The sequence below is a fragment of the Fibrobacter sp. UWS1 genome, from assembly GCF_002300445.1.
Taxonomy (GTDB): Bacteria; Fibrobacterota; Fibrobacteria; order Fibrobacterales; family Fibrobacteraceae; genus Hallerella; species Hallerella intestinalis.
This window is the reverse complement of the sequence record NZ_NSGW01000001.1, coordinates 1,613,938-1,636,312: the sequence shown is the minus strand read 5'-3', so window position 1 is coordinate 1,636,312 and position 22,375 is coordinate 1,613,938. Positions and strand designations below refer to the sequence as shown.

Here is a 22,375-nt window from a genome sequence, read left to right as displayed (position 1 = left end):
CCCCTTCGCCTAGGGGACACCCCTAAAACCCCGAACGCCAGCAAGAAAAAAGCACTGCTGTTGTGTCGCATTCGTTCCGCTTCCGTCGTAAACATTTTATATTTGTAAAGTAAATCAGATATTTGGTTTGTAAATGGCGCAAATTTTATTTCAAAATCGGTTAAAATCGGAAAACGGGGAGCGCAATCTTCCGCTTGGTAACGAAATGCTAACGCAAATTTTCAAAGTGAAGTCCGCTTTTTGCTTCCGCAGCCGCTTGGCCGCCCTTGATTTATTTTCACCAAAGCAATTTTGGAACGCGGTTTGATGCAGAAAATATTTTTATTCCTTTTCCTGTTTTTCCTGGGCATGGCCTTTGCCCAGACGGAAATTTCGATAACTTCCATCTCTTCTGAAAATTTGCAACGCCAACTGGCAGAACTCCGCAAATTGAAAAGCGCGCCATCTTTAGACGCCGCCAGCAAAGAACAGCTTCAGTCTTTGTGGGAAGAGGCGAACGCGCTCAACGAACTGAATAATCGCTGCGCAGAAATATCCTTAAATTCTTCGATAGACGAATCCTGCTCGGATCTTTACGAAGTGACCCTTCCAAAATTTGAAGACGACTACCTGCGCTTGACAGGCGAAATCCGCATCAATTCGGTGCGCATCCGCAGCTATTTGCAAGATAAAAGAAAACTTGTCGATGCCTGTGTGGAGGCGTTTCCGTTAAAACACCTTTCCGTCTTCGACATCGTTTCTGTATCCAACTCCAAAAATTACATCGAGCCTTTGCCGGGAGACAACGTGGAACTCTCCTATGATTTTTGGGTGGACGTCTTTGATAAACGTAAAATTTCCATTATCCAGAAGCAATTCGACATTTGGTATTCTTCTTGCCGTAATGCCATTTTCCGTCAGGAGGACTTGGAAAAATCACAATGGTATCATGTTGATTTTGCGCCGCTTTTTGATTCCAAACTCTCGGAGCTGCTCGACGGATCTTCGGTTTTTTCCATCGAAAAAGAGTTTGGAAACTACTACAATTCAGCAAGACTTTTACTCAAGTTCAAAAAATTAAGGAAAGGAACCTATACCATCAATAACCGAAAAATTTTTGACGTACAATTTGCTAAAGGCGAAGAAGTTTTGGAGATCTCTTTTAATCAGGAAAAAATATTCCTTTATGCTAAGAAGCCAAAGCATTTTGAAGGCAAAATAGTCCTCTCCGAAAATTTGGAAAAAGGATTGGTCGGAAATCTCAATTGGTATCAAAATTCTCCTTTTGTAGGCGGCGAATCCGGTTCTTTTAATGCCGTTGAAGCGAAAACCGAAGATGTTTTCCCGTTCAATAGGCTTCAGCTGCAACTGGGTTTTGGAATCGCTCTTGGCGGAGCGGACGACAACCTTCGCGAAGAGTACGCAGACATCTGGGAAAAAAATCCAGAAGTGGCTGACGATTCGGTTTATTCTTTATTCTTTTCAGGAATTCTGCTTTTTAAACATTACGGAAGGCGATTTTCTTTGGGATTTGGCGGCGGCATCGGCGTCCATAGTATCCATACTTCCGTTCAAAAGAATTCATACGAATTCGAAGATGTCGCTATGAGAACGGCGGTGGCTCCCGTTATACAAGGCGAACTGGGGTGCTTGCCTCTTGATACAAGCTCTATTGAAATCGGTTTTCGGGAAAAAATTGTATTTGACTCGAAATGGACCATTTTCCTTTCGACTATTTATCTTCAGGGGTTTGATTTGATCAGTATTGAACTCGGGTGGTTCTATGCAAAAAATTGCCAAAATTCGGTTTATTTGGGATTTACTGTATCTCTGCCGCCTTGGCGCATGATGTTGGGTAAAGATGACTAATTTTTTTTTGACAAAAAACGTCTCAAATTTGAATTTATATTATAGTATATGAGTAGAAAACGACTTTTAAAAATACATCTCTTGCCCAAAACTTCAATTTCGCAGAATCGTCGAGATCGTTTTTGGAAATTCGGTCGTTTTTTTGCTTGTTCAAACGAAATTTCCAACAAAAACTTAACATTTTTCACAAAAAAATCTATCCTTTGTAGGATTTCTTTTAAGGAGGCCTTATGAAAAAAATCTACACTCTTGCTATTTTCACGGCGATTTTGCTCGGCTGTGCGGGAACGTCGCAGGAACAAGCCGCAAACAAAATGCTGGAAATGCAGCAGCAAAAGAACGAATTGATTGAAAAAGGGGTTGTCGCAGGATTGGGTGTCGGCGAATCATCGTCCGAGCAGCTAGCTTATGACGAGGCGGATTTAAATGCCCGCACGGACGTCGCTCGCGAGCTTGAATCGAAAATTAACGGCCTGGTCCGCAATTATGAAGAAGATGTCGGTGCGGAATTGACGAAACACAAAGAGGCCGTTCGCAAAAATGTCGTATCGACTTTGCTGAATGGGGTCACGATTGTCAAAATAGACATGGAAACGACAGCGGACGGCAAGTTCAAGGTTTACGCGATTGCGGCGATGAACGCCAAGCTGATTCGGGACGCTTTTGAACAGCAGATGCAAGCGCAGCAAGCGGATATGAATCGGGTGAAAGCGATGAGCGGCTACAAAAAACTCGATGAAGAGGCGGCAGCTCTTGATGCTTACAAGGCGGCGCAAGGAAAGTAATTCGGAGTTGTTTGTTTTTGCGGATGGTGTGAGCTTTTCCGCTTTTCCAATAGGAATATGAAATGAAAAAAATCGGGGTGACGTTATTTTTGGCATCGCTGTTTGTTTTCGGTTGCGCTTCTTCGGGCCGGATTTCTTCGGACATGGTTTCCCATGAAGCGGAAAGGGAGCGCGCTCGTCAAGGCTATGATGCTTTGGAAGCGGAAACGCATCCGACGCCGAAAGGGGAAGTCCGTGCGCAAGCGGCTTCTTATAATCGACCGATGAACAGCGTGCAAAAAGTGCCTCGCCCTGCTGTTCTTCCCGTTCTCATGGTTCTTCCTGCGGTTTCTAATCTGAACGAAACCCCGCAAAAGGTTATTGCTCAAAATCCTTTCAGCAAAGCGGCGATGGAAGGAATTAACGAATATCTTTCGCAAAACGGCTACGAGGTGAAATCTCTCGAAGGCAACGCGGAATTGGACGAATTGGTTGCGATGCAGTCCGAAATTTCCGGCGAAGAGGATATTTCCTATGCAGCGAGTCTAATACTGGGAGCCGATGTCTATATCAAGTATTCTGGAGCAGTTCGCAACAATATGGTGACGGTGGAACTCAGCGCTTACGAAACTTCTACAGCCAGATTGTTAGGTTCGAAAACCGGCATGGTTCAAAATCACGGATCCAAGACAGAAAATTTGCGCTATTTGGTTCACTCTGCGGTAAAAAAAGCAATGGTCGGACTTGAAAAAACGATTCTTGGTTATTGGCAGGCCGATTTGCAGGATGGCGTGCAATATAAAGTGATTTTGCGAATTAACGGGGAAGCAGGGACGGCTCTTGAAGATTTGCATGAAAGCGTTATTTCCGCTTTGCGTTCCCGTTTTTCAAAAGTGCGCATCAATAAAGCTACGGATAAAACCATTGATTTGATTCTTTACGCCAATGCCCAGGAATTTTCGGACGCATTCAGTGTTTATGGAGCCATTCGGGAACTGCTTTCGCCGCTGGCTTCAGTTCAAAAAAATAATATCGCGCAAAAATTGATAATGATGGAATTGAATTAGGGTCTTATGCGCATCCTTTATTTACTGCTTCTGGTTTCGTTCTCGTTTGCGGAAATTCTTCGCTATACCGGTTATTCCGAAGTTTCGCAAGCAGCCGCCGAACAGGAAGCCGTTGCTGGGGTTGCGCGTCAGATTTCGTCGCGGGTGGAGTCTTCCATTACTATTTCTCGGAGTGAAGTTTCTCAAGGGAATTCTTCGGTATTGGGAAAATCGGCTAAGGCTCAAAACGCTGTTTATTCCAACGTTTTATTGAAATGGGTAAGAATAAATCCCGAAGGGAAAAAAGGGAATCTTTTTGCGGCGACCGCTTCTGTCGATTTAGATGAAATGGTTTCTTTTGCCCGGCTGAAAATGGAACGGATTCAAAGCGATGTACGGGAAAAGGAAACGCTGGCTCAAAAAATGATTGCCGAGCGAAAGTACGCTGCTGCTGTGGAAGCGCTTTCTCGGATTTCCGTTTTGATGGAGCCTTATCCCGATTTGCAAAAAGAATACGCCGTTTATAAACCGCTGGATAACGGCTTGTTCTTTTCCTCTGCCGAAGAAAATATCTCTGCGGAGTTGGTTCAGGCGTTGAAATCCGTACGCATTTCTCTTTCTGAAAAAAATCGGAAACTTGCCTCAGGAGTTCCGTTGGAAATGGAAATTTTCGTTCAGGATAAAAACGGCGCATTGCCGGATTTTCCGATTTATGTGGAACATCGCGGAAAGCGAATTGCAGAAGCGTTTTCGGATTCGACGGGGAAAATACTTTTTCGTCTTTCCGAAAAATCTTTGTTTGAATCTCCTTACACGTTGCGATTTTTGGCGGGGATTCCGTTGAAATATCGGCAAAAAGCGGGAATTTCTGTACAAAATGGGGATTATGAATGGGAACGCCCTTCTTGCCATTTGAAATGGCTTTGCTCATTGGACGGTTCTATTTGCTCGACTATTTTGGATAAGCTGGAAAAATCGTGGGGACGTTTTATGCCGTCTGAAAATTCGGGGATTTTGTCCGTGAAAATGGATTCTCGTTTTCGGAAAAAAACGCAACGTCTTTCTTCTTACCTTGTCTCTGTAACGCTGGAAAAAGAAAATTTTCATTGCCATTTAGAAAAGATTGGCGCGGGAAGAGACGAGTCATCGGCTGTCCATAATGCCATTTTAAAAATGGATTTTTTTTCCTGTGAAAATTTTTCAAAGATTTGTGCCGAATAATGGAAAACGCCTTAAAGGCATCCTCTAAAAGTTCATTTTCAAAAATCGTACATTTGAGTGGCTAGGCATCAGTGATTCGTTGTTAGTGGGTCTGGCGTCCTTCGATTAGTTCGAGAAACGGTTGTAGGCTCAGGGACCGCCGGTTAGTGAGCTTGTCGAACTAGTCGAAGCATTTACCAAAGCCGTTTTGAGAGCAGCCCAAAAGCAAAAAGTATTTTTGAAAAATGTCAATTTGTCATCTTTTGTCAAATAGCAAATCTATTTTATTTCATGAACACTTCAATATTCAAACTATAGAGGCTTTTATGGATAAAATTCTCGTTTGCACAAAAAATAAAGAAACTACCGTTTGCTATGCGTTTACGTATAGTCCTTCAGGCACTTTGGATTACGACCAAAAAGTCGATGTCCCTGAAAATCTTTCGGAATATCAGAAATTTTCGGCCAGTCAGTATTTTAAACCTTCGGATTATGATTATCTTTCTCCGGAGCTTCAGCCTGAAATCCATATTTATCTGAGTAAAAATCGGCGAATTTCTGGCGATGTTTTCGCCTATTTGACGCATATCGGTATGGTGTTAGTGGCTGTAGAAAAGAAAGATTCTTTGTTGGTCGCGGAGCTTTTGAATAAACGGGAAAATATATTTGCCAAATTTAGTCAACTAACTTGTTTCTTGATTCGGTCGATTGCGCCTTTTGCTTTGTTCTCATGGATTTATGGCAGGTTTTCTGATGAAACGGGCTTTTTGACTATTTATGAAGACGCTTCGGATTGTATTGCCAAAAATATGACAGGAATTCTTTTCGCAGCGGCAAAAGATGCTTTGGAACCCGATCCGATCAAGGAAAGTCCCGAAGAAATGTTTATTCGTTACTTTCAGAAGGTCGGTCATGGAGATTTTACGCTGTCGAATGTAGGAGCTTCACATCATATATGGAAAAGCGATGATGGAAAAATCAATTCTTTTTTGAAACGGGTTATTGCTGATGATATTTTGCAAGGAACGTGTTGCGCTCGTCAGAAAAAAATGGAATTTTATGCAAATTTGAAAGTCTCTGTGCAAGCAGAACCTTATAATCCGTATGATTCGAATGCCATTGGCGTGGCGATTGAAAATGTTTTGGGTAAACTTTGTGGCAATGGTGGAATGTCAAAAGCGGGATATATTCGTCGAACAGCGGCAAAAATTTTGCGGCGTGCTTTTCCTGATAAGTATGCGTATGACTCAAAACTGGAAAGAATCTGGTCGGTGGAAAAAGGATATGCCCAAGAATCCGTCGTCCTTCGCGTTTATTTTTAGTGAAATCCTTTCTTTCAAAAGGTTTACCATTTCGCGAACCTTTTGAAGAGGCTTTTGTTCTGTATTTGCACGGAAGACCGATAAATTCTAGTACCGGCCATCGCTAAAAATTCATTTTTAAAAATCAGTTGCATGAGAGTGGTCAGTTCTTAGCGATTAGTGATTGGCGGCGAGAGCCCTTCGACAGGCTCAGGGGCCGGTTATCGAACTATGGTTAGAGAGCTTGTCGAAGCATTCATCAAAGCCATTTTAAGATACGGCCTACTGAAAAATATTCGCAATGCAATTTTGGAGAAAATCCTGAATTTGAAGATGTCACTTTTAACTGCTGATTCGCAAGGGTTCGAATATGTTTATATTTGGAATGGATTTTGAACTTTTGCTAAAGGAATTTGTCGTGAAAAGGTATTTGCGAATTGTCAATTTTTCGGCGGTTGTGGCTTTTGTGTTGATTTTACTTTCGGGATTGCAGATGGAAATTTCGGGCGGAGCCGATTTTTATGGGATTTCTTTTGCCAATTATATGATTTGGCATTGTATCATTGGAATTGTTTTTTGCGGTCTTGTCGGGTTTCATTTGTATTTAAATAGGAAGGCTTTTCAAATTTCTAAAAAGAAAGGAGCCATGAAATGGCTGATGAATATTTTTATCGTGTCGGCATTGACAGGCGTAATCGTCATTTTTGTTGTGCTGCGGCATAATATGCAGCATTCTTCATTGGGCGGTCTCCATGGGAAAATCGGATTTTTGTTTTTGATTTTTACATTTGTGCATATTATTCGGCATAAAAATTTTTCCCTAAAAAACGTGTTCGGGAACGAAAAATATAGAAGTTGAGTTTGCTGTCGAATTTTCTCGGCGGGATTGCTATATTGCCAAAGATGAAAACGTATCATGCCATTTTAATCGGAAATGGAACGATGGGGACGCGACATTGTTCCCGTTTTGAAAGTCGTGGCGTTCATTTTTTACAGATTTTGGATTTGGCGGATTTGCCGTCTTTTGATATTGCAGAAGATGTTTTTCGAAATGTTTTAGATCGAAATTCCATTGATTTTGTGGTTATTGCATCGCCGGCCGTTACGCACTATCGTTATGCGGCATTCTTTTTGAAAAATCGGATTTCTGTTTTTGTGGAAAAACCTTTAGCGTTGAATGCGGATGAAGCAGAAACGCTTTTGGAATTGTCTTGCCGTTACAAGTGCTTGCTTTTTGTAGCGCACTCCGAATGTTATAATCCGATTTTTTTGCGCTTTCGTCATCGATTCCTTCGACATCTTCAAACAAATGATATTCAAAGCGTCCGATTGTCATTTCGTCGGGAACATCCGTATTCAAAGCGTTGTCGGGATGTTGGAGTCGCTCTCGATTTGCTGGTACACGATTTAAGCTTGTTCTTGACTTTATTTTCATTTGGCAACACGCAAATTCAGCATTTTGAATTTTCCGAGGATGCGGCAAAACTTTCGTTGGTATGGAAAAAGGATTCTCTCCCTCGAATTGTTGCGGACTTTTGGGTCGATCGCGATAGTCAAGTTGATGTGCGGGCGATTACTGTGCAAATGGAATCCGGCGAGAAAATAGAAACGCAAGAAGTAAGCCTTGCGCAATACCTATCAAATGGCGAAATTTTGCATATACCCGATTCTTTGGATAATGAACAAAAATTCTTTTTAAAATTGCTTGGCGGTTCTTTTTCGACTTGGGCTTTAAAAGCTGCGCAAATCGCTCGGAATGTTGTTTTTCTTGCGACTCTGCCACGAAAATAAATGCAGACTCCTAAAAATTTATTTTCAAGAAATCGGTTGCTGAGCTTCTCGAAGCACTAATCGCTCTTTTTTACCAAAATAATCTTTAAAAGTCTCGCTCGGCAAAATGCTAAAAAACTCGTTCTTGTGGTTCTTTACTTGGAAAAAATTTTTGATTTTTACAAAGATATTTAGATTTGCTCTATAGAAAAGGACGTTAAATGATTTCTATCCGACAAATGCAAAAAAACGATGAATCTCAGATTGTAGCCTTGATGCAAAAGTTCTACGCATCTTCTGCCGTATGGTCCAATGGATCGGAAGAAATTTTCCGGGCGGATGTGCGGGAGTGCGTTGGCGATTCGTCGTATGCTCGTGGCTATGTTTTTGAATGCGATGGGAAAATGGCTGGATATGGAATGCTCGCTTTTGGGTTCTCGACAGAATTTGGCAAAAAATGCGTTTGGATAGAAGACATCTATGTGAAAGAAGAATTCCGGGGAATGAAGTTGGGGAGCCGCTTTTTGGATCTGGTGCAACGAGAGTTTCCTCAATTCTTGCATCGCCTTGAATTGGAGAAAGAAAATGCGGCGGCTTTGCACGTCTATCATCGCGCGGGATTTCGTGAATTGCCGTATATATCAATGTTTCGAAATGGGGACGTTTAATGCAAAAAAAATGGATTGAAAAACGATTTTTGAATTGTCTCGCGATATTGTCTTTTGTCGTTTGTGCAGCGGTTAGTGCTTTGGCTTCGCAAGGGACTTCTTTTTTTATCGGAGCAAAAATTTCTGGCGGATTTTTTGGTGCTCCTAAATCCAGCGTTTTTGCAACGGACACTGCCGACCGTTATGGTTTGAACTGGCGAGGGCTGCAAATTCCATTGGAACTCGCGCGGGTGTATGAACAGACGATAGATCCTTTTTTTGAAGCATTTGTCGGTGGTTCGTATCGGGATTTTTCCATGTATTTTTATTTGCCGCTTCGCAAAGATTTGGAAGCCTGGTATGAAGACGATCTTTCTTTGAATACGACTTTTTCGCCGAACAATGTGGACATCAATGTGCCGACAAAGGTTTATGCAAAATGGGAATACGGAGCGGGATTTGTACAAATCGGACGTTTTAAGCCGGATTTGGGACCTTCCCCCAACTCGCTGACTTTGGGCGGCGCGCCCTATCACGACGCGATTCTATGGGATTTTAAGGCTGGATTTTTTCGCTATGATTTTTTTCTGAGTTCACTGGACGCTCATTTGCATGGAACGCCGGATGTTCCCGGGGGCGAAGTGGACTCCACGACGGAAGTGTGGAAACAGGCGCATTTGCAAATCGACAACCAGAGGAAGAGGCAGTACACGGATCCGTATAAAACATTGGCGTACCATCGCTTTGGCGTGGACTTCAACTTCTTATGGTTCTTTTTTACGGAACAGTCTGTCATCGGGGGCAAGCAAATCGAATTTCGGACAATCAATCCGTTTATGTTTTGGCATGACAATTATGCGACCGGTTATACGAAGGCGAACGCCATGTTTGAATTCGGATTCCGCCCGATTCGCGGATCGAGTTTCTATTATCAGTTCAATATCGATGATGTGAAAAGTCCGGTTGGAGAGACGGGGAAAAATTCCACGCGAGGGATTCTTAGCCACATGGTCGGGTATAATCAAAAACTGAAAACAAAACGGTTCGGCGACTTCGATTTTCGTTTGGATGCCGTTCTTACGGACCCTGCGGCGGGCAATGAGCGTTTGCCCCTTCTCAAATACACGAGCCGCCACATTTACCATTCCAATTATCGGGATCAGTCCAGCCCGAATTATGCCGATAAATTTATCGTGGATTATCCGTTGGGCTATCGTCGGGGGCCAGATGCAAAAGACCTCTGGTTTACCGTAGATTGGAAGTATAAACGCCACCTGCTTTCGTTGGAATTGGCTTGGCTTCGTCAGGGGGACAAGGAGTTGACCGTGGACTATGACGAAGCTTTGGCGTGTAGGCGAACGCTATCGGGAATTGTGGAACGGCAATATGTTGCCGATTTGTCGTATGGGATTTCGCTGGGCTTGGGCTTTTCGGCAAAATTGGGGGCAGGTGCCCGCAGGTACAAGAATTTGGACCATGTTCGTGGGGAAAACGGCGTGGATTTTTGGGGAGGAGCCAGTTTAAGCTGGGATTTCTCTTATAAAAAGGTGTTTTAAGTTACAGCCGTTGATTTGAAGAATTAAAAAAATTTAACTTTGATGCGTTATGCCTACTCATTTTCAAACCCATGTTTTGTGTATCGGCGCCGGATATGTCGGCGGTCCGACAATGACTGTAATTGCCGATAAATGCCCCGACGTTAAAGTGACGGTTGTGGACATCAATCAAAAGCGAATCGATGCTTGGAATAGTGAAAATCTTCCCATCTTTGAACCCGGCTTGGATGAAGTTGTCAAACGGGCTCGTGGTCGGAATTTATTTTTCAGCACGGATATTCCGAATGCGGTGCGGGAAGCCGACATTATTTTTGTGAGTGTGAATACGCCGACAAAGACTTTTGGTCGGGGTGCAGGAAAAGCGAGTGATTTGCAGTATTGGGAAAAAACTGCACGGGAAATTTTGGAAGTCGCTTCCAACGACAAGATTATCGTTGAAAAATCCACACTGCCGGTACGAACGGCTGCCGCTATGGAACGCATTTTGAATTCCAATGACAAGGGACTTCATTTTGAAGTGCTTTCCAATCCGGAATTTTTGGCGGAAGGAACTGCCATTAAAGATTTGTTTGAACCGGATCGCGTACTCATCGGCAGCCACCAAACCAAGTCAGGCCTTGCAGCTCTTCAGAAAGTTGTCGATATTTATGCGCATTGGGTTCCGCGGGAACGCATTTTGACGACAACTCTTTGGAGTTCGGAACTGACGAAGCTTACGGCAAATGCCTTCCTCGCCCAGCGGATCAGTTCCATCAACTCGATTAGCGCGCTTTGCGAAAAGACCGGAGCCGACGTGGACGAAGTCGCTTATGTGATGGGGAAGGATCACCGCATAGGAAGCAAATTCCTCAAAGCTTCGATCGGTTTTGGCGGAAGCTGTTTTAAGAAAGACATTCTGAATCTTGTCTATCTGTGTTCTTATTACGGGCTTCCGGAAGTTGCCGCCTATTGGGAAAGCGTTGTAAAAATCAACGAATGGCAAACGCATCGGGTTCTCGGCTGTATGCTCGAACGGATGTTCAATACGATTGCTGGCAAAAAAATTGCCGTATTCGGATTTGCGTTCAAGGCGAATACGGGAGACACTCGAGAGAGCCCTGCGAATCTGGTCGTGCGAGATTTGCTCGCCGAACATGCCTTACCGATTGTAACCGATCCTAAGGCAATTCCCGATGCCAAACGGGATTTGGCGGATGTCTTGGACAAAGTGGAATTTGAAGAGGATCCGTATAAAGCGGCTGAGGGCGCACACGCTGTTGTGGTTTGCACCGAATGGAAATGCTTTGCGGAACTTGACTGGAAGCGTATCTATAAAGGTATGGCAAAACCGGCTTTTGTTTATGACGGACGCAATATCTTGGATGCGGCTGCACTTCGCGATATTGGGTTTGATGTTGCCAATGTTGGAAAAGGTCTGGTGGATTAGATGAAGAAGGTTCATTTTCTCAATGTGTCCATAGATAACCTTACTATGGATGAGGCCTTGTTAGCTGCAGATGGGCTGATTCGCCAAGGGAAAATGTCTTTTATAACAACGCCAAATGTGGATCATCTTGTGATTCTTGAAAAAAATCGCGAATTACAAGAAGCCTATGCTCAAGCCGATCTCGTGTTGGCTGATGGGATGCCTCTTGTTTGGTTTTCCAGATTTTATGGCACTCCGATTAAAGAAAAAATTTCAGGTTCGGATTTTTTGCCAAAACTTTGCGAACTAGCGGCTCAAAAAGGATATAGAATATTCTTTTTGGGCGGGGAAGATGGTGTCGCTCGGAAAGCGTCTCAAAATTTGAAAGTGATGTTTCCTGAATTGCAAATTGTTGGACACTATTCCCCGGAGATTGGTTTTGAGAATGATTTGCAGCAGATGGAAAACATTGATCAACGCTTGAAGGATGCTCGCCCAGATATTTTGGCTGTTGCGCTCGGCTGCCCAAAACAAGAAATTTTTATCGTAAAGAATAAAGATCGTTGGAAAATCCCGTTGAGCATAGGGGTTGGTGCCAGTTTGGATTTTTTGGCGGGAAAACAGAAACGAGCTCCACGGTGGATGTCAAATCATGGTTTGGAATGGCTGTTTCGTTTAAAGCAGGAACCGATACGGATGTTTAAAAGATATTTCCTGCGTGATTGGCGATTTTTAAAATTATTGTGGAAATACAGAAATCAACATTGACTTTTAAGGGGTTTGTCTTTTGGGAAAATTTTTAATTGGTGCTATTTCCCATTATTACTGGTTTCTTGTTGTAATAGCAGCGAGTTTGATGTTTGGATTTCGAGATACATCATCAGGGTTGATTGTTATAACTGTTTTAGCTTTTCTTTTTTGTTTTAATAAAATCCAGTTTAATTTTTTGGATGGCATTGTTATTATCTATGTTTTTTATTGCTTGATGACAGGATTACTAAATGCGTATCCGTTTCGATTATTTTATTTGGGTTTTCGAGCTGAAATAATTCCGATCTGTTTTTACTTTTTTGCGCGCAGCGAAGAATTTCAAAATGATGATTTTTTTTTCAATATCAGAAAACCGTTATTATTTGCCATGGCTTGCGGGATTTTGTTTTACTTTACGATGCCGTCCTTTTATCTGTCCTACAAGTCCAGCGTATTGTGGAATTCAATGAATATAGATACGATCAGTGCTTCTGGGCATCTGCTGTATGAAATATCCCGTCTTTCTTCTTTTTGGCCGCATTCTTATTTTATTGGGTATTCTTCCCTTTTTTTGTTAGTTCTTTGCTCTAAAAAAATTATTGTAGACGGAATTTCGTCTCATTTAGATGTAGCATGTCTGTTGGTCAGTTTTTTTTGCTTGTTCTTTGCTCAACAGCGGGTGTCCATTGCTTTTGCGGTTTTGTATTTGATAGTTTTAACGATTTATGCGTCGATAAATAAATTGGAAAATCGGCGGATCTTATACCTTTTGTGGATGACGTCTATTGTTCTAGGAATTGCGATGGGGATTATTGCTGTTATTATCTTGGGCCCGGATTTTGTAGAGTATGTGTTGAATCGTTCTGTAAATTATGATGGCAATATGGTTGGGGATCGTTTTAAACTTTTTGAGGATTTTTTTAATCATCTTTCTTTATTTGGAAAAGGTTTGGGGCGTTATGGGCACGGTGCCTTTGCAGAAGGATTTCCCACTATTCCCGATTGTGATTATGTTCGGGTTCCTGCTGAACTTGGCTTTTTGGGGTTGGCTTTGCTGATGTTTATTTGTCTTAATTCTTTGCAAAAGGGTATTGCTCTGTTTAAGTATTGTCTTTTTGAAGTTGTTTGCATTTTGTTTGCGCTTGTTTCGATGCTTGGAGCGGCAACGTGGGAATTGGGAACTTTGCAGCCGTTTATGTATTGGTTTTGTTTGGGCCATATCCAAAGTAAATTTAATCGTCAAGACGAATTGGAAGAAGAATATGCGGAATATATCCGATTGCAGACGCAAGGCGAATGGGAAGAAGATGATGATGAGGAAAGTCTGCAATGAACCGTATTCCAGTATCTATTATCATAGTCAGTTTTAACACAAAAGCTCTTTTACGGAATTGCCTGCAATCCATTTACGAGCAAACGCAAAATTTAGAATTTGAAGTAATTGTCTCTGATAACGGCTCTAAAGACGGTTCTGTTGAAATGGTGCGGAATGAATTTCCGCAAGTATATCTTGTGGAGAATAAAGAGAACTTGGGCTTTGGAAAAGGCAATAATCGAGGTCTTGACGTGGCAAAGGGGAAGTGCGTTTTTTACTTGAACAGCGATACACTGCTTTTGAATAACGCAGTTAAGATTTTTTTTGACTGTTGGACAAAACTTCCCGAAAATGTTGGTGCCATAGGTTGTAATTTGGTGGATGCTGATGGCAAGCCGACAGAATCTTACGGATCGTTTCCTCAATCAAAAAAAATGGTGAAAGCCATGTTTCGTCATATGATAGCGTTTTATGTAAAAAACGTGATGAAATTTTTTCACAAAGACATTAGCAAGCTACGTCCGGTTCCTGTTTACAAACAACGTTTTGGTGAAGTTGATTATGTGACAGGCGCGGATTTGTTTATGACCAATGATGAAAATGCTCGTTACGATGAAAGTTTTTTTCTGTATTTTGAAGAAACAGATATGCAATGGCGTTTACGTAAGAAAGGAAAAGTGAGTATGATTGTGGAGGGTCCCAAAATTCAACACCTAATTCGTGGTGGAGGCAAGCGGGTCGATGATGTTATTAGATATGGTTCTTTTTCGATTATCCAATCCGAAATATCTCGGGTGCGTTACGCTAAAAAAAATCTTTCCCCCATGGCGGCTTTTTTGTTAAAGATTATGATTAGTGTTCAATGGCTGTCTCCTTATATTTTCAAAAATACCCGAAAGTTCTATAAAGTATTGTGGGGTATTTAGATGTCTATTCCTAAGAAAATTCATTATCTTTGGATATCGGAAACCAAAACTCCTGCGGTGGAACGCTGTCTGGCTTCTTGGAAGAAGCACCTGAACGATTATGAAATTATGGAATGGAATTCGACGAATTTCCCATACAGTGAATTTCTTTTTGCTAAGGAAGCCTTCTCCAAAAAAAAGTGGGCTTTTGTAACAGATTACTTTAGGCTTTGGGTGCTTGAAAAATTTGGCGGCATTTATTTGGACGCCGATGTTACCGTTAATGATAATTTTGATAAGTTCCTCGAAAAAAAACTTTTTATCGGTACGGAGTTCACGGATCAAATTGCTGCTCACGTCATTGGGGCCGAGACTGGCCACCCTTTTTTAAGGCGATGCTTGGAATACTATAAAGATAGGCACTTTATTTTGCCGGATGGATCTTGTGATATGAATGCAATGCCTTGCATTATCACCAAAGTGTTTATGAATAACTACAAGTATGATGGCCCGCTAGTTAACTTTGATGGTAAACCGTTGGAATTTTCAGATATGACGATTTATCCGGACTCCTATTTTACCATCAATGTTTTTGATGGCCATAACGTGTGCGTCCATAATGGCCTTGGCAGTTGGCGTGATACCAGTTCAGAAAATCCGGTACTTGAAAACGTTGTTGGATCTTATTTTTGGAAGAAGTTTTGTCGAAAGGATATTGGAAACATTCGTCTTATAAAAAAGATAGTGTATCTCATGATTCCGATGTGGATGCTCGTCTTGTTTTCTAAACGTAGTGCCCGTATAGGCCATAATAAACGTGTTGCGAAGATTCGTTGGGACCGGTGAACTTTGTTTTTCTTAGATTTGAAATTATGAAGTTTTCTAAAATGCTGGAGTGGCGAAAATTTTCGTTGCCCTTTGTTTGTGTCGTATTTCATCTTTTAAGGCTGCATCCATTCCGCACTAAACGGGTGTGGCTCTTTGCTTGCTGGATTGGAAAAAAGTATGATGATAATTCCAAGTTCCTTTTTGAACATGTCTGTAAAAATCATCCGGAAATTCGTTGCGTCTGGATTACCCGAAATCCAGAGGTGTGTGGCCATGTAAAATCTCTTGGATATGAATGTTATACTTCAACTTCTTTAAAGGGTGTTTTCTGGATGTTACGGGGTGGTGTTGCCATCATGACCAACGGCATTGATGACTTTAGCCCTATTCCACTGATTGGTGGAGCGAAAATCATTGCTCTTTGGCATGGTGTAGGCGGTTTCAAAAAAATTTATAATGAAAATTATTTAGGACGTTCCCTCGTTATTAAGAAGCTTGTGGATTGGTTCTATAGTTGGGTCTATCGAGATTTCTCTTTGGCAACATCCGAATATACGGCTCAAAGGACGATGGAACAGTTTAATGTAAAGCGAAGTTCCATTATGATTACTGGGCAACCTCGAAATGATTTATTTCGTATTGGTATGAACCCAAAAGAGGTTTTTAAAGGGGTGTTGGATAAATCCTTCAAGAAGATAGTTCTTTATATGCCGACCTATCGGGTGAATCCCCAAAACGGTCAGGATGTGGTGAGGAAAATCTTAGAGGATTTAACCGTTAACGAAACTTTTCTGAATTACTTGAAGCAAAATGGGGTTTTGTTTCTTGTGAAGCTTCATCCTTTGACGAAGTTTAAAATGGATACAGCCATTCTAAATTTAAAAATTCTTGGAGATAAGGATGTATTGTCGGTTCAGCATTTGTTGATGGCTGCTGATTGCTTGGTTACGGATTATTCGAGCTGTTGCGTTGATTATGCTTTGTTAAAACGCCCTATTGTATTTTTTGTCCCTGATGAAGAAAAGTATCTTTCCTATTCATCGTTAAATGATGCCTATTCGAAAGTTGTGCAGGAAAAGGCTCAGAATGTGGAGGAACTTGTAGCGTTATTATTGACAGGGAATATTTCTCAGGCAAATTTGTTGAATGAAATTTTTGAAGATCCTTCTATTGCAGGAACTTGCTATAGCGAAAATACTTATCAAAAAATCTGCGAAAAATGCAAGGTGGTTATCGGATGAAAAATGTCGCTCTTATTTTTGCCGGCGGAACCGGCACTAGAATGAATAACTCCGCTCGTCCAAAACAGTTTTTGGAATTGGATGGACGCGCCGTTATTATCCATACATTGGGACATTTTGAAAAACATCCCGGAATTGAATCCATCTGTGTCGTTTGCTTGGAATCCTGGATTTCCTATTTGAAAAGCCTTCTGGCAAGATTTTCTATTTCAAAGGTTCGCTGGGTTGTACCCGGTGGATCTACAGGTCAGGAATCCATATACAACGGCCTGAAGGCTATTCACGATGAAGTTCAGTTTCCAGACGAATATTCAATTTTGATTCACGATGGCGTCCGTCCTCTTATTTCGGAAAAAGTCATTACGGATAATATTGATTGTGTTGAACAATTTGGCTCTGCTATTACGGTTGCTCCCGCTATTGAAACCGTAATAACGTCGAATGAGAATTTTGAGGTTCAGAGCATCTATAACAGAAATTGCTGTCATTTGGCTAGGGCTCCCCAAAGTTTTTGGATGAAGAATATTTGGAACGCCCATGAAAGGGCTCGTGCAGAAGGTGTTGTGAATATGATTGATTCCGCATGTCTTATGAAACATTACGGCTATTCTCTTCACATGGTGGATGGCCCTGCGGAAAATATCAAGATTACTACGCCCATGGACTTTTTCCTGTTCAAGGCGATTTACGAAGTGAAACTCAATTCTCAAGTATTTGGAATTTAGGCTTTTGGTATGCCGGAATCCTTTGATACATTACTTCAGGAAGATTTGGAATTTATAGCCAGTTCCAAAATGGTTCCTTGGGATTTATTTCGGAATAAGTCCATTCTGGTAACGGGCGCTACAGGCCTTATAGGCTCCCAGATTGTAAAATCCTTGGCGTGGCGAAACCGTCTTTATGGAACGAACATAAAAATTTATGCAATGGTCCGTAACTTGCAGAAAGCTCGTACTATTTTTAACGGCTTTGAATCAAGAGAAAATTTTCAATTGATTTGTGGAGATGTTAATAGTAATTACGAATTTCCAGAAAATTTGAATTATATCATCCATGCTGCCAGCGTTACCAGCTCCAAGGACTTTGTTACCAAACCTGTGGAAACAATCCGTACTGCAATTATGGGGACGAATCGAATTTTAGAAAAATCTTCCACAATGAATTTGGATGGATTTCTTTATCTGTCCTCTTTGGAAGTGTATGGCACTCCTGAAAAAGGCATCGTAGATATTTCTGAAACTTATAGCGGCTATATAGATTTCCTTCAGGTTCGAAGCAGCTATTCTGAAGGCAAACGTATGGTAGAATGCCTTTGCTGTTCCTACGCTTCGGAATATAATGTTCCTGTAAAGATCGCTCGCTTAACTCAAACTTTTGGTACCGGCGTTGCGTACGATGATGGACGTGTTTTTGCGCAGTTTGCACGAAGTGCCATTGAAAGCAAAGACATTGTTCTAAAGACGAAGGGAGAAACCTTGCGTAACTATTGCTATGTGGCCGATGCCGTAATTGCCTTGTTGCTGATTCTTGCAAAGGGAGAAATAGGTGAAGCCTACAATGTTGCAAACGAAGATACCGCTATTAGTATTGCTGACATGGCGGAATTTGTCTGTAAAAATTTTTCTGATGGCAAAAGTCATGTAGTTTTTGATATTGCTGATGACGCTACAAAACTTGGCTATAATCCGTGTATGAAAATATGCTTGAATACGACAAAGCTTAAAGCCTTGGGCTGGAGTGCAAATTTTGGTTTGTATGATATGTTTGGCAGAATGATTGAAAGTATGAAAATCAAAAAATAGCTTTTCTTGGTTTAATTAGCCAAAAAGCGAAGTCGTTGATCCAACAACGGAATTTAAATTTTAGGTAACTATAGTGGCTAAAAATGTCTGCTGAATTAGAAAACCAAATGATAGGCTTTTCTATAATCGGTTTATGATACGCCTCAATCCATACATTTAAAAGTCGTTCTGCGAGATAACCGTAAATTCGTTTTTGAACCGGATTATAATGTTCTATGTCTGTTTGGGCTTCTACTTTTTGAAGGATGTCAAAAAGCCAAGTGCTATAGTCGTTAAATTCTTTCCAATTCATTAAAAACATATTGTAATGCCGCAAAGAATGGCTTTGATACATGATTTTAAAATAAGCGTCTTTTATTTCTTGGGGTTGAGAAGTTTTTAAAATGGATTCTAAAACTCGCAAATCATCGCTAACGTGATTAAAGCAGTATTCATCAACAAGAAATCTCCAATGAGGGTATGGCTTTGCCGTAACGACAAAACCTTTTTGTACTTTTTCTATGATGTCTTGAGGGATTGAAAGATTGATTTTGTCAAAATTTTCCGAAGAAACAATGGTTTGAGGAAAACTCTTCCTACATTGATTGTGAAAATCAAAATATCGACGATAGTGACAGAGACCAATAATATCAACGTTTTTGAGATTTTTCCAGGCCCAATACATTCCGGTCAATTCGCAATAACTTGGGTTTTTGTGGCTGATGTTGTCTCCTTCGTTGTCTGCTTGAATGCATAGTTCTTGATTCGAAAGAGCTTTACCTACATGTATGGGCAAATATGGTTCTTGAGAGGCTTTAATGTCTGCTTTATGGCAACAGACTAGGATTTTTATATTTGTACTCGTCATATTGAATAAATTTAAATATTTTGCAAATTCATTACTTGATCAATAATTGGAGCCATATCATAATACTTGTATTCTGCAAGCCTACCTCCAAAAATGACATTTTCTTCTTTTTTCGCTAATGTTCGATATTCTTCCGCCAGTTTATTGTTGTATTCATCATTAACAGGATAATATGGCTCCATTTCTCCATCGTTTTTGTACTCTAAGGAATATTCTTCAGAAATTATAGTTTTGGGGATGTCATAAATGGTTTGCCCAAACATTTCAAAATGCTTGTGCTCAATAATTCGAGTAAACGGTTTGTCATGAGATGTATAATTTACTACGGCATTTCCTTGGAAATTCGGAACATTTTCTATACGACATTTTAATTTAATTGAACGCCAATTAAGTCTTCCTAATTTGTATGCAAAATATTCATCTAGCGGACCTGTATAAACGAGTTTTTCTGCCAAATTTTTCCAATTGTCTTTATAGCTGTCAAAAAAATTCACGCTTGTTTGACATTCTATGCCAGATAACAAACCTGTTATTAATTTGTTGTATCCTCCGATAGGAATCCCTTGGTAGTTATCGTTGAAATAATTATTATCAAATGTAAAACGAAGCGGTAATCGCTTGATAATGAACGCCGGTAAATTTTTGCAATTTCTTCCCCATTGTTTTTCTGTATATTCTTTAATGAGCTTTTCAAAAATATCTTTACCAACGAGTAAGAGTGCTTGTTCTTCTAAATTTTTTGGACTACGATTACCGATAAATTTAAGAGCTTCCGCTTTTTGCGCTTCTATTTTGGCAAAAGCTTCTGCAGGGGTTTGTACTCCCCACATTTGATAAAATGTATTCATATTAAATGGCAAATTATAAAGTTTATTCTTATAATTTGCAATCGGTGAATTTGTGTAGCGGTTAAATTTGACAAAGGAATTGACAAAATCCCAAACTTGCTTGTTGGATGTGTGAAAAATATGGGCACCATATTTGTGCACATTGATTCCTTCCATATTTTCGCAGTAGATATTTCCGCCTAAATGCGGACGTTTATCAATTACTAGGCATTTTTTACCTAATTTCGTAGCTCGGTAAGCGAAAGTTGCACCAAAAAGTCCTGAACCTACAATAAGATAATTCCATTTTTTCATAAAGACAGAGCTGATTCTCCTTTAAGGGATGATTCGTTTTAGCAAGGGAATTTTTTTGCCGAAATAAATAAAGAAAGCACAAGAACCGTAAACAAGAGGTATTCCTAAGATGCGATAAGAAATAGAAGATTTTTCAAAAGGAAGTAAAGTTAAAACAACTCCATGGATTAAATAAATGCCAAAACTAAGCGAAGATAATTGTTTGATCTTTTCTGCTAATTGAGGATGTTTGTCTAAATGAGGATTTAATCTTTTAAATGTTAAAAAGAAAAATATCGCGGGGATCACGGCATAAAATCCGAAGTAGCTGAACCACAATGTATCTCGATGATCAAGGGATAAAATACCTAAATAGCGGATTATAAAAACACATAAAGTAATAATTCCAAGCCAAAGTAGGTTTGTCCATCTTTTTTCAAGATTGGTTTTATTTAGAACAAATCCTAGAATGGCATAAATACAATATCCGCTAATAGGCGTTGCTTTTGTAATATTAAAGTCGCCGAATAAATTGATTAGGGGGACGCATGATTGAAAGAAGAAAACGAAAATGCACAGCCAAGTAAGAGCGTTTAATGATGAATGATTGACGATTTTTTCTAGAAAGGGAAGAAATAAATAGAAAAGAAATAACGGGATGAAAAACCAGTAGTTTGAAAACGGAATTTGCCCTGTTGATATCGTAGAAAAGAAATGATGTAGGTCTAAATAAAACGACCCCGTGTCGTGGAAATTTTTATAAAGAAATAGAATGTAAAGAATGATACTGAAAATAAGATAGGGGAAAAAAGTTCGCCGAATCCTTTTTTTATAGAAATCTTTTGTGGTATATCGTTCTTTAAAAGAAAAGAGCGTTGCTCCAGAAAGCATAAAGAATATGGGGACTGCGGCAAAAAAGACAACTTCAAAAATAATTGCTTGATGCCAAGCACTGTTGTGGGCAAATGAATGTGAATAGGCGTTGCAATGTAATGCGATTACACTGATGCAGGCGAATATGTTTAATAAATTAAAGTAGTGGATGCGTGGCATTATGAATGAACGATTTTTCGTAATTTTTTTAGAAAAGAGAGGCAAAATTCTTTAGGAGAATAGTACAAGGATTGAATTGCGTAAGATATTTTTTGAGGAAAATTCTCATATTTTAGTGCGCATATTAGCGAGCGGCTGATTGCCGCATTGACTATGTTTTTTTCTATTAATGGAAAATTTTCTTTTATTGCTTTGAAATGGGCGGGATATTTGCGCAAACGCTGTATTTTCTGCGAGTCGTCCCATGTGACGCCTTTGGGTTGAATACGATATACGCTCATTTGTTCATTGATGCAGCGGACTTTCCCTAAATGAGCGCACTTTTCAACTAAAAAAATATCTCCATTTAAAATGTTTTTGGAATTTTTGATGGCATACGTTAAAGCCTCTCGTCGGTATAGCATAGAGGCTGTAGGAACTGTCCATTTTTTAAACAATTCGGTTGCAGAATAGTCCTGATTTTTCATAACAGGATAAACCGAATTTATTAAACGAGTTTCTAATTCGTTTTTTATGGCGGCATCATGGAAAATCATAGAGTAATCTGAATTGCTTTCTAAAAAATCTACTTGACGCTGCAATTTATTCGGGTCTGTCCAATAATCATCTCCTTCACACATAGCGATATATTTTCCCGTCAGGTGAGCGTTGATGATCCGCGTAAAGGAGCCGTCCTGTTTGGAGTACTGATTTTCCGTTTCATAGATAGGCTTGATGATTTTTGGATACCGCTTCTCGTATTCCCGAATAATTGATGCTGTCTTGTCCGTCGAAGCGTCTTCGTGTACAATAACTTCAAATGGAAAATTCGTTTCTTGGATCAGGAATCCTTCAAGGCATTCGGCGATGTATTTTTCATGATTGAATGCCGTGCAACGGACAGAGACCAATGGGCAATCAAAATGGTTTGGCCAATTTTTGATAATATCTTCTTCTGTTCTGTCGAGCATAAGGCGTTAACGTTCTCTTTCTAAAA

General features: G+C 40.4%; 21 protein-coding genes. 17 read left to right on the top strand and 4 right to left on the bottom strand.

Translation table 11 applies throughout. From position 1 onward, the window contains the following. The first annotated feature begins 348 nt into the window (after window positions 1–348). From BGX14_RS06935 to BGX14_RS06855, 17 genes are all read left to right on the top strand, one after another. The gene (locus tag BGX14_RS06935; RefSeq protein ID WP_143394174.1) at window positions 349–1,848 is read left to right on the top strand and encodes a hypothetical protein; all 1,500 of its coding nucleotides are present in this window, start codon (window positions 349–351) and stop codon (window positions 1,846–1,848) included. A 230-nt stretch (window positions 1,849–2,078) separates the two neighbouring features. Next, window positions 2,079–2,633: a hypothetical protein gene (locus BGX14_RS06930; protein ID WP_078775324.1), complete on the top strand. Its 555-nt coding sequence runs from the start codon at window positions 2,079–2,081 to the stop codon at window positions 2,631–2,633. Window positions 2,634–2,695: 62 nt separating this feature from the next. Beyond that, window positions 2,696–3,679, top strand: a complete 984-nt coding sequence (locus BGX14_RS06925; RefSeq protein ID WP_073301690.1) for a DUF6175 family protein — start codon at window positions 2,696–2,698, stop codon at window positions 3,677–3,679. A gap of 6 nt (window positions 3,680–3,685) precedes the next feature. After that, entirely contained in the window at window positions 3,686–4,879 is a 1,194-nt protein-coding gene (locus BGX14_RS06920) for a hypothetical protein (protein ID WP_073301691.1), read from the top strand. 305 nt (window positions 4,880–5,184) lie between these two features. Next, a complete protein-coding gene (locus BGX14_RS06915) occupies window positions 5,185–6,180 on the top strand; it encodes a hypothetical protein (protein WP_073301692.1) in 996 nt (331 codons plus the stop codon). A 349-nt stretch (window positions 6,181–6,529) separates the two neighbouring features. Further along, window positions 6,530–7,018, top strand: a complete 489-nt coding sequence (locus tag BGX14_RS06910) for a DUF4405 domain-containing protein (RefSeq protein ID WP_143394173.1) — start codon at window positions 6,530–6,532, stop codon at window positions 7,016–7,018. 44 nt (window positions 7,019–7,062) lie between these two features. Then, complete coding sequence (locus BGX14_RS06905) at window positions 7,063–7,950, top strand: Gfo/Idh/MocA family protein (RefSeq protein ID WP_073301695.1); 888 nt, start codon at window positions 7,063–7,065, stop codon at window positions 7,948–7,950. 200 nt (window positions 7,951–8,150) lie between these two features. Further along, window positions 8,151–8,597, top strand: a complete 447-nt coding sequence (locus BGX14_RS06900) for a GNAT family N-acetyltransferase (RefSeq protein WP_095879454.1) — start codon at window positions 8,151–8,153, stop codon at window positions 8,595–8,597. Then, window positions 8,597–10,132: a hypothetical protein gene (locus tag BGX14_RS06895; RefSeq protein ID WP_095849569.1), complete on the top strand. Its 1,536-nt coding sequence runs from the start codon at window positions 8,597–8,599 to the stop codon at window positions 10,130–10,132. The genes BGX14_RS06900 and BGX14_RS06895 overlap by 1 nt, the downstream gene beginning before the upstream one ends. A gap of 49 nt (window positions 10,133–10,181) precedes the next feature. After that, on the top strand, window positions 10,182–11,558 hold the full coding sequence (locus BGX14_RS06890; RefSeq protein WP_095879453.1) for a nucleotide sugar dehydrogenase: 1,377 nt from the start codon (window positions 10,182–10,184) through the stop codon (window positions 11,556–11,558). Then, window positions 11,559–12,305: a WecB/TagA/CpsF family glycosyltransferase gene (locus tag BGX14_RS06885; RefSeq protein WP_073301701.1), complete on the top strand. Its 747-nt coding sequence runs from the start codon at window positions 11,559–11,561 to the stop codon at window positions 12,303–12,305. A 19-nt stretch (window positions 12,306–12,324) separates the two neighbouring features. After that, complete coding sequence (locus BGX14_RS06880; RefSeq protein WP_143159266.1) at window positions 12,325–13,620, top strand: hypothetical protein; 1,296 nt, start codon at window positions 12,325–12,327, stop codon at window positions 13,618–13,620. Then, entirely contained in the window at window positions 13,617–14,528 is a 912-nt protein-coding gene (locus BGX14_RS06875) for a glycosyltransferase family 2 protein (RefSeq protein WP_233126434.1), read from the top strand. Before BGX14_RS06880 ends, BGX14_RS06875 begins: the two co-directional genes overlap by 4 nt. Then, on the top strand, window positions 14,529–15,353 hold the full coding sequence (locus BGX14_RS06870) for a glycosyltransferase family 32 protein (RefSeq protein WP_073301705.1): 825 nt from the start codon (window positions 14,529–14,531) through the stop codon (window positions 15,351–15,353). It abuts the gene before it with no gap. Between the two features lie 26 nt (window positions 15,354–15,379). Beyond that, the gene (locus BGX14_RS06865) at window positions 15,380–16,576 is read left to right on the top strand and encodes a CDP-glycerol glycerophosphotransferase family protein (protein ID WP_073301707.1); all 1,197 of its coding nucleotides are present in this window, start codon (window positions 15,380–15,382) and stop codon (window positions 16,574–16,576) included. Next, entirely contained in the window at window positions 16,573–17,301 is a 729-nt protein-coding gene (locus BGX14_RS06860) for a 2-C-methyl-D-erythritol 4-phosphate cytidylyltransferase (RefSeq protein WP_073301708.1), read from the top strand. The genes BGX14_RS06865 and BGX14_RS06860 overlap by 4 nt, the downstream gene beginning before the upstream one ends. Before the next feature lie 9 nt (window positions 17,302–17,310). Next, window positions 17,311–18,378: an NAD-dependent epimerase/dehydratase family protein gene (locus BGX14_RS06855; protein WP_073301710.1), complete on the top strand. Its 1,068-nt coding sequence runs from the start codon at window positions 17,311–17,313 to the stop codon at window positions 18,376–18,378. On the opposite strand, the gene BGX14_RS06850 is transcribed toward BGX14_RS06855, so the two are convergent. From BGX14_RS06850 to BGX14_RS06835, 4 genes are read right to left on the bottom strand one after another with little or no spacing between them, the layout of a single operon-like run. Further along, entirely contained in the window at window positions 18,368–19,225 is an 858-nt protein-coding gene (locus BGX14_RS06850) for a DUF4422 domain-containing protein (RefSeq protein WP_073301712.1), read from the bottom strand. The genes BGX14_RS06855 and BGX14_RS06850 overlap by 11 nt on opposite strands. A gap of 11 nt (window positions 19,226–19,236) precedes the next feature. After that, window positions 19,237–20,367 (bottom strand): UDP-galactopyranose mutase, encoded by a 1,131-nt coding sequence (gene glf, locus BGX14_RS06845; RefSeq protein WP_073301714.1) that lies wholly within the window; start codon window positions 20,365–20,367, stop codon window positions 19,237–19,239. A 21-nt stretch (window positions 20,368–20,388) separates the two neighbouring features. Beyond that, on the bottom strand, window positions 20,389–21,399 hold the full coding sequence (locus tag BGX14_RS06840; RefSeq protein WP_095879452.1) for an acyltransferase: 1,011 nt from the start codon (window positions 21,397–21,399) through the stop codon (window positions 20,389–20,391). Beyond that, a complete protein-coding gene (locus BGX14_RS06835) occupies window positions 21,399–22,349 on the bottom strand; it encodes a glycosyltransferase (RefSeq protein ID WP_073301717.1) in 951 nt (316 codons plus the stop codon). Before BGX14_RS06835 ends, BGX14_RS06840 begins: the two co-directional genes overlap by 1 nt. Window positions 22,350–22,375 lie beyond the last annotated feature (26 nt).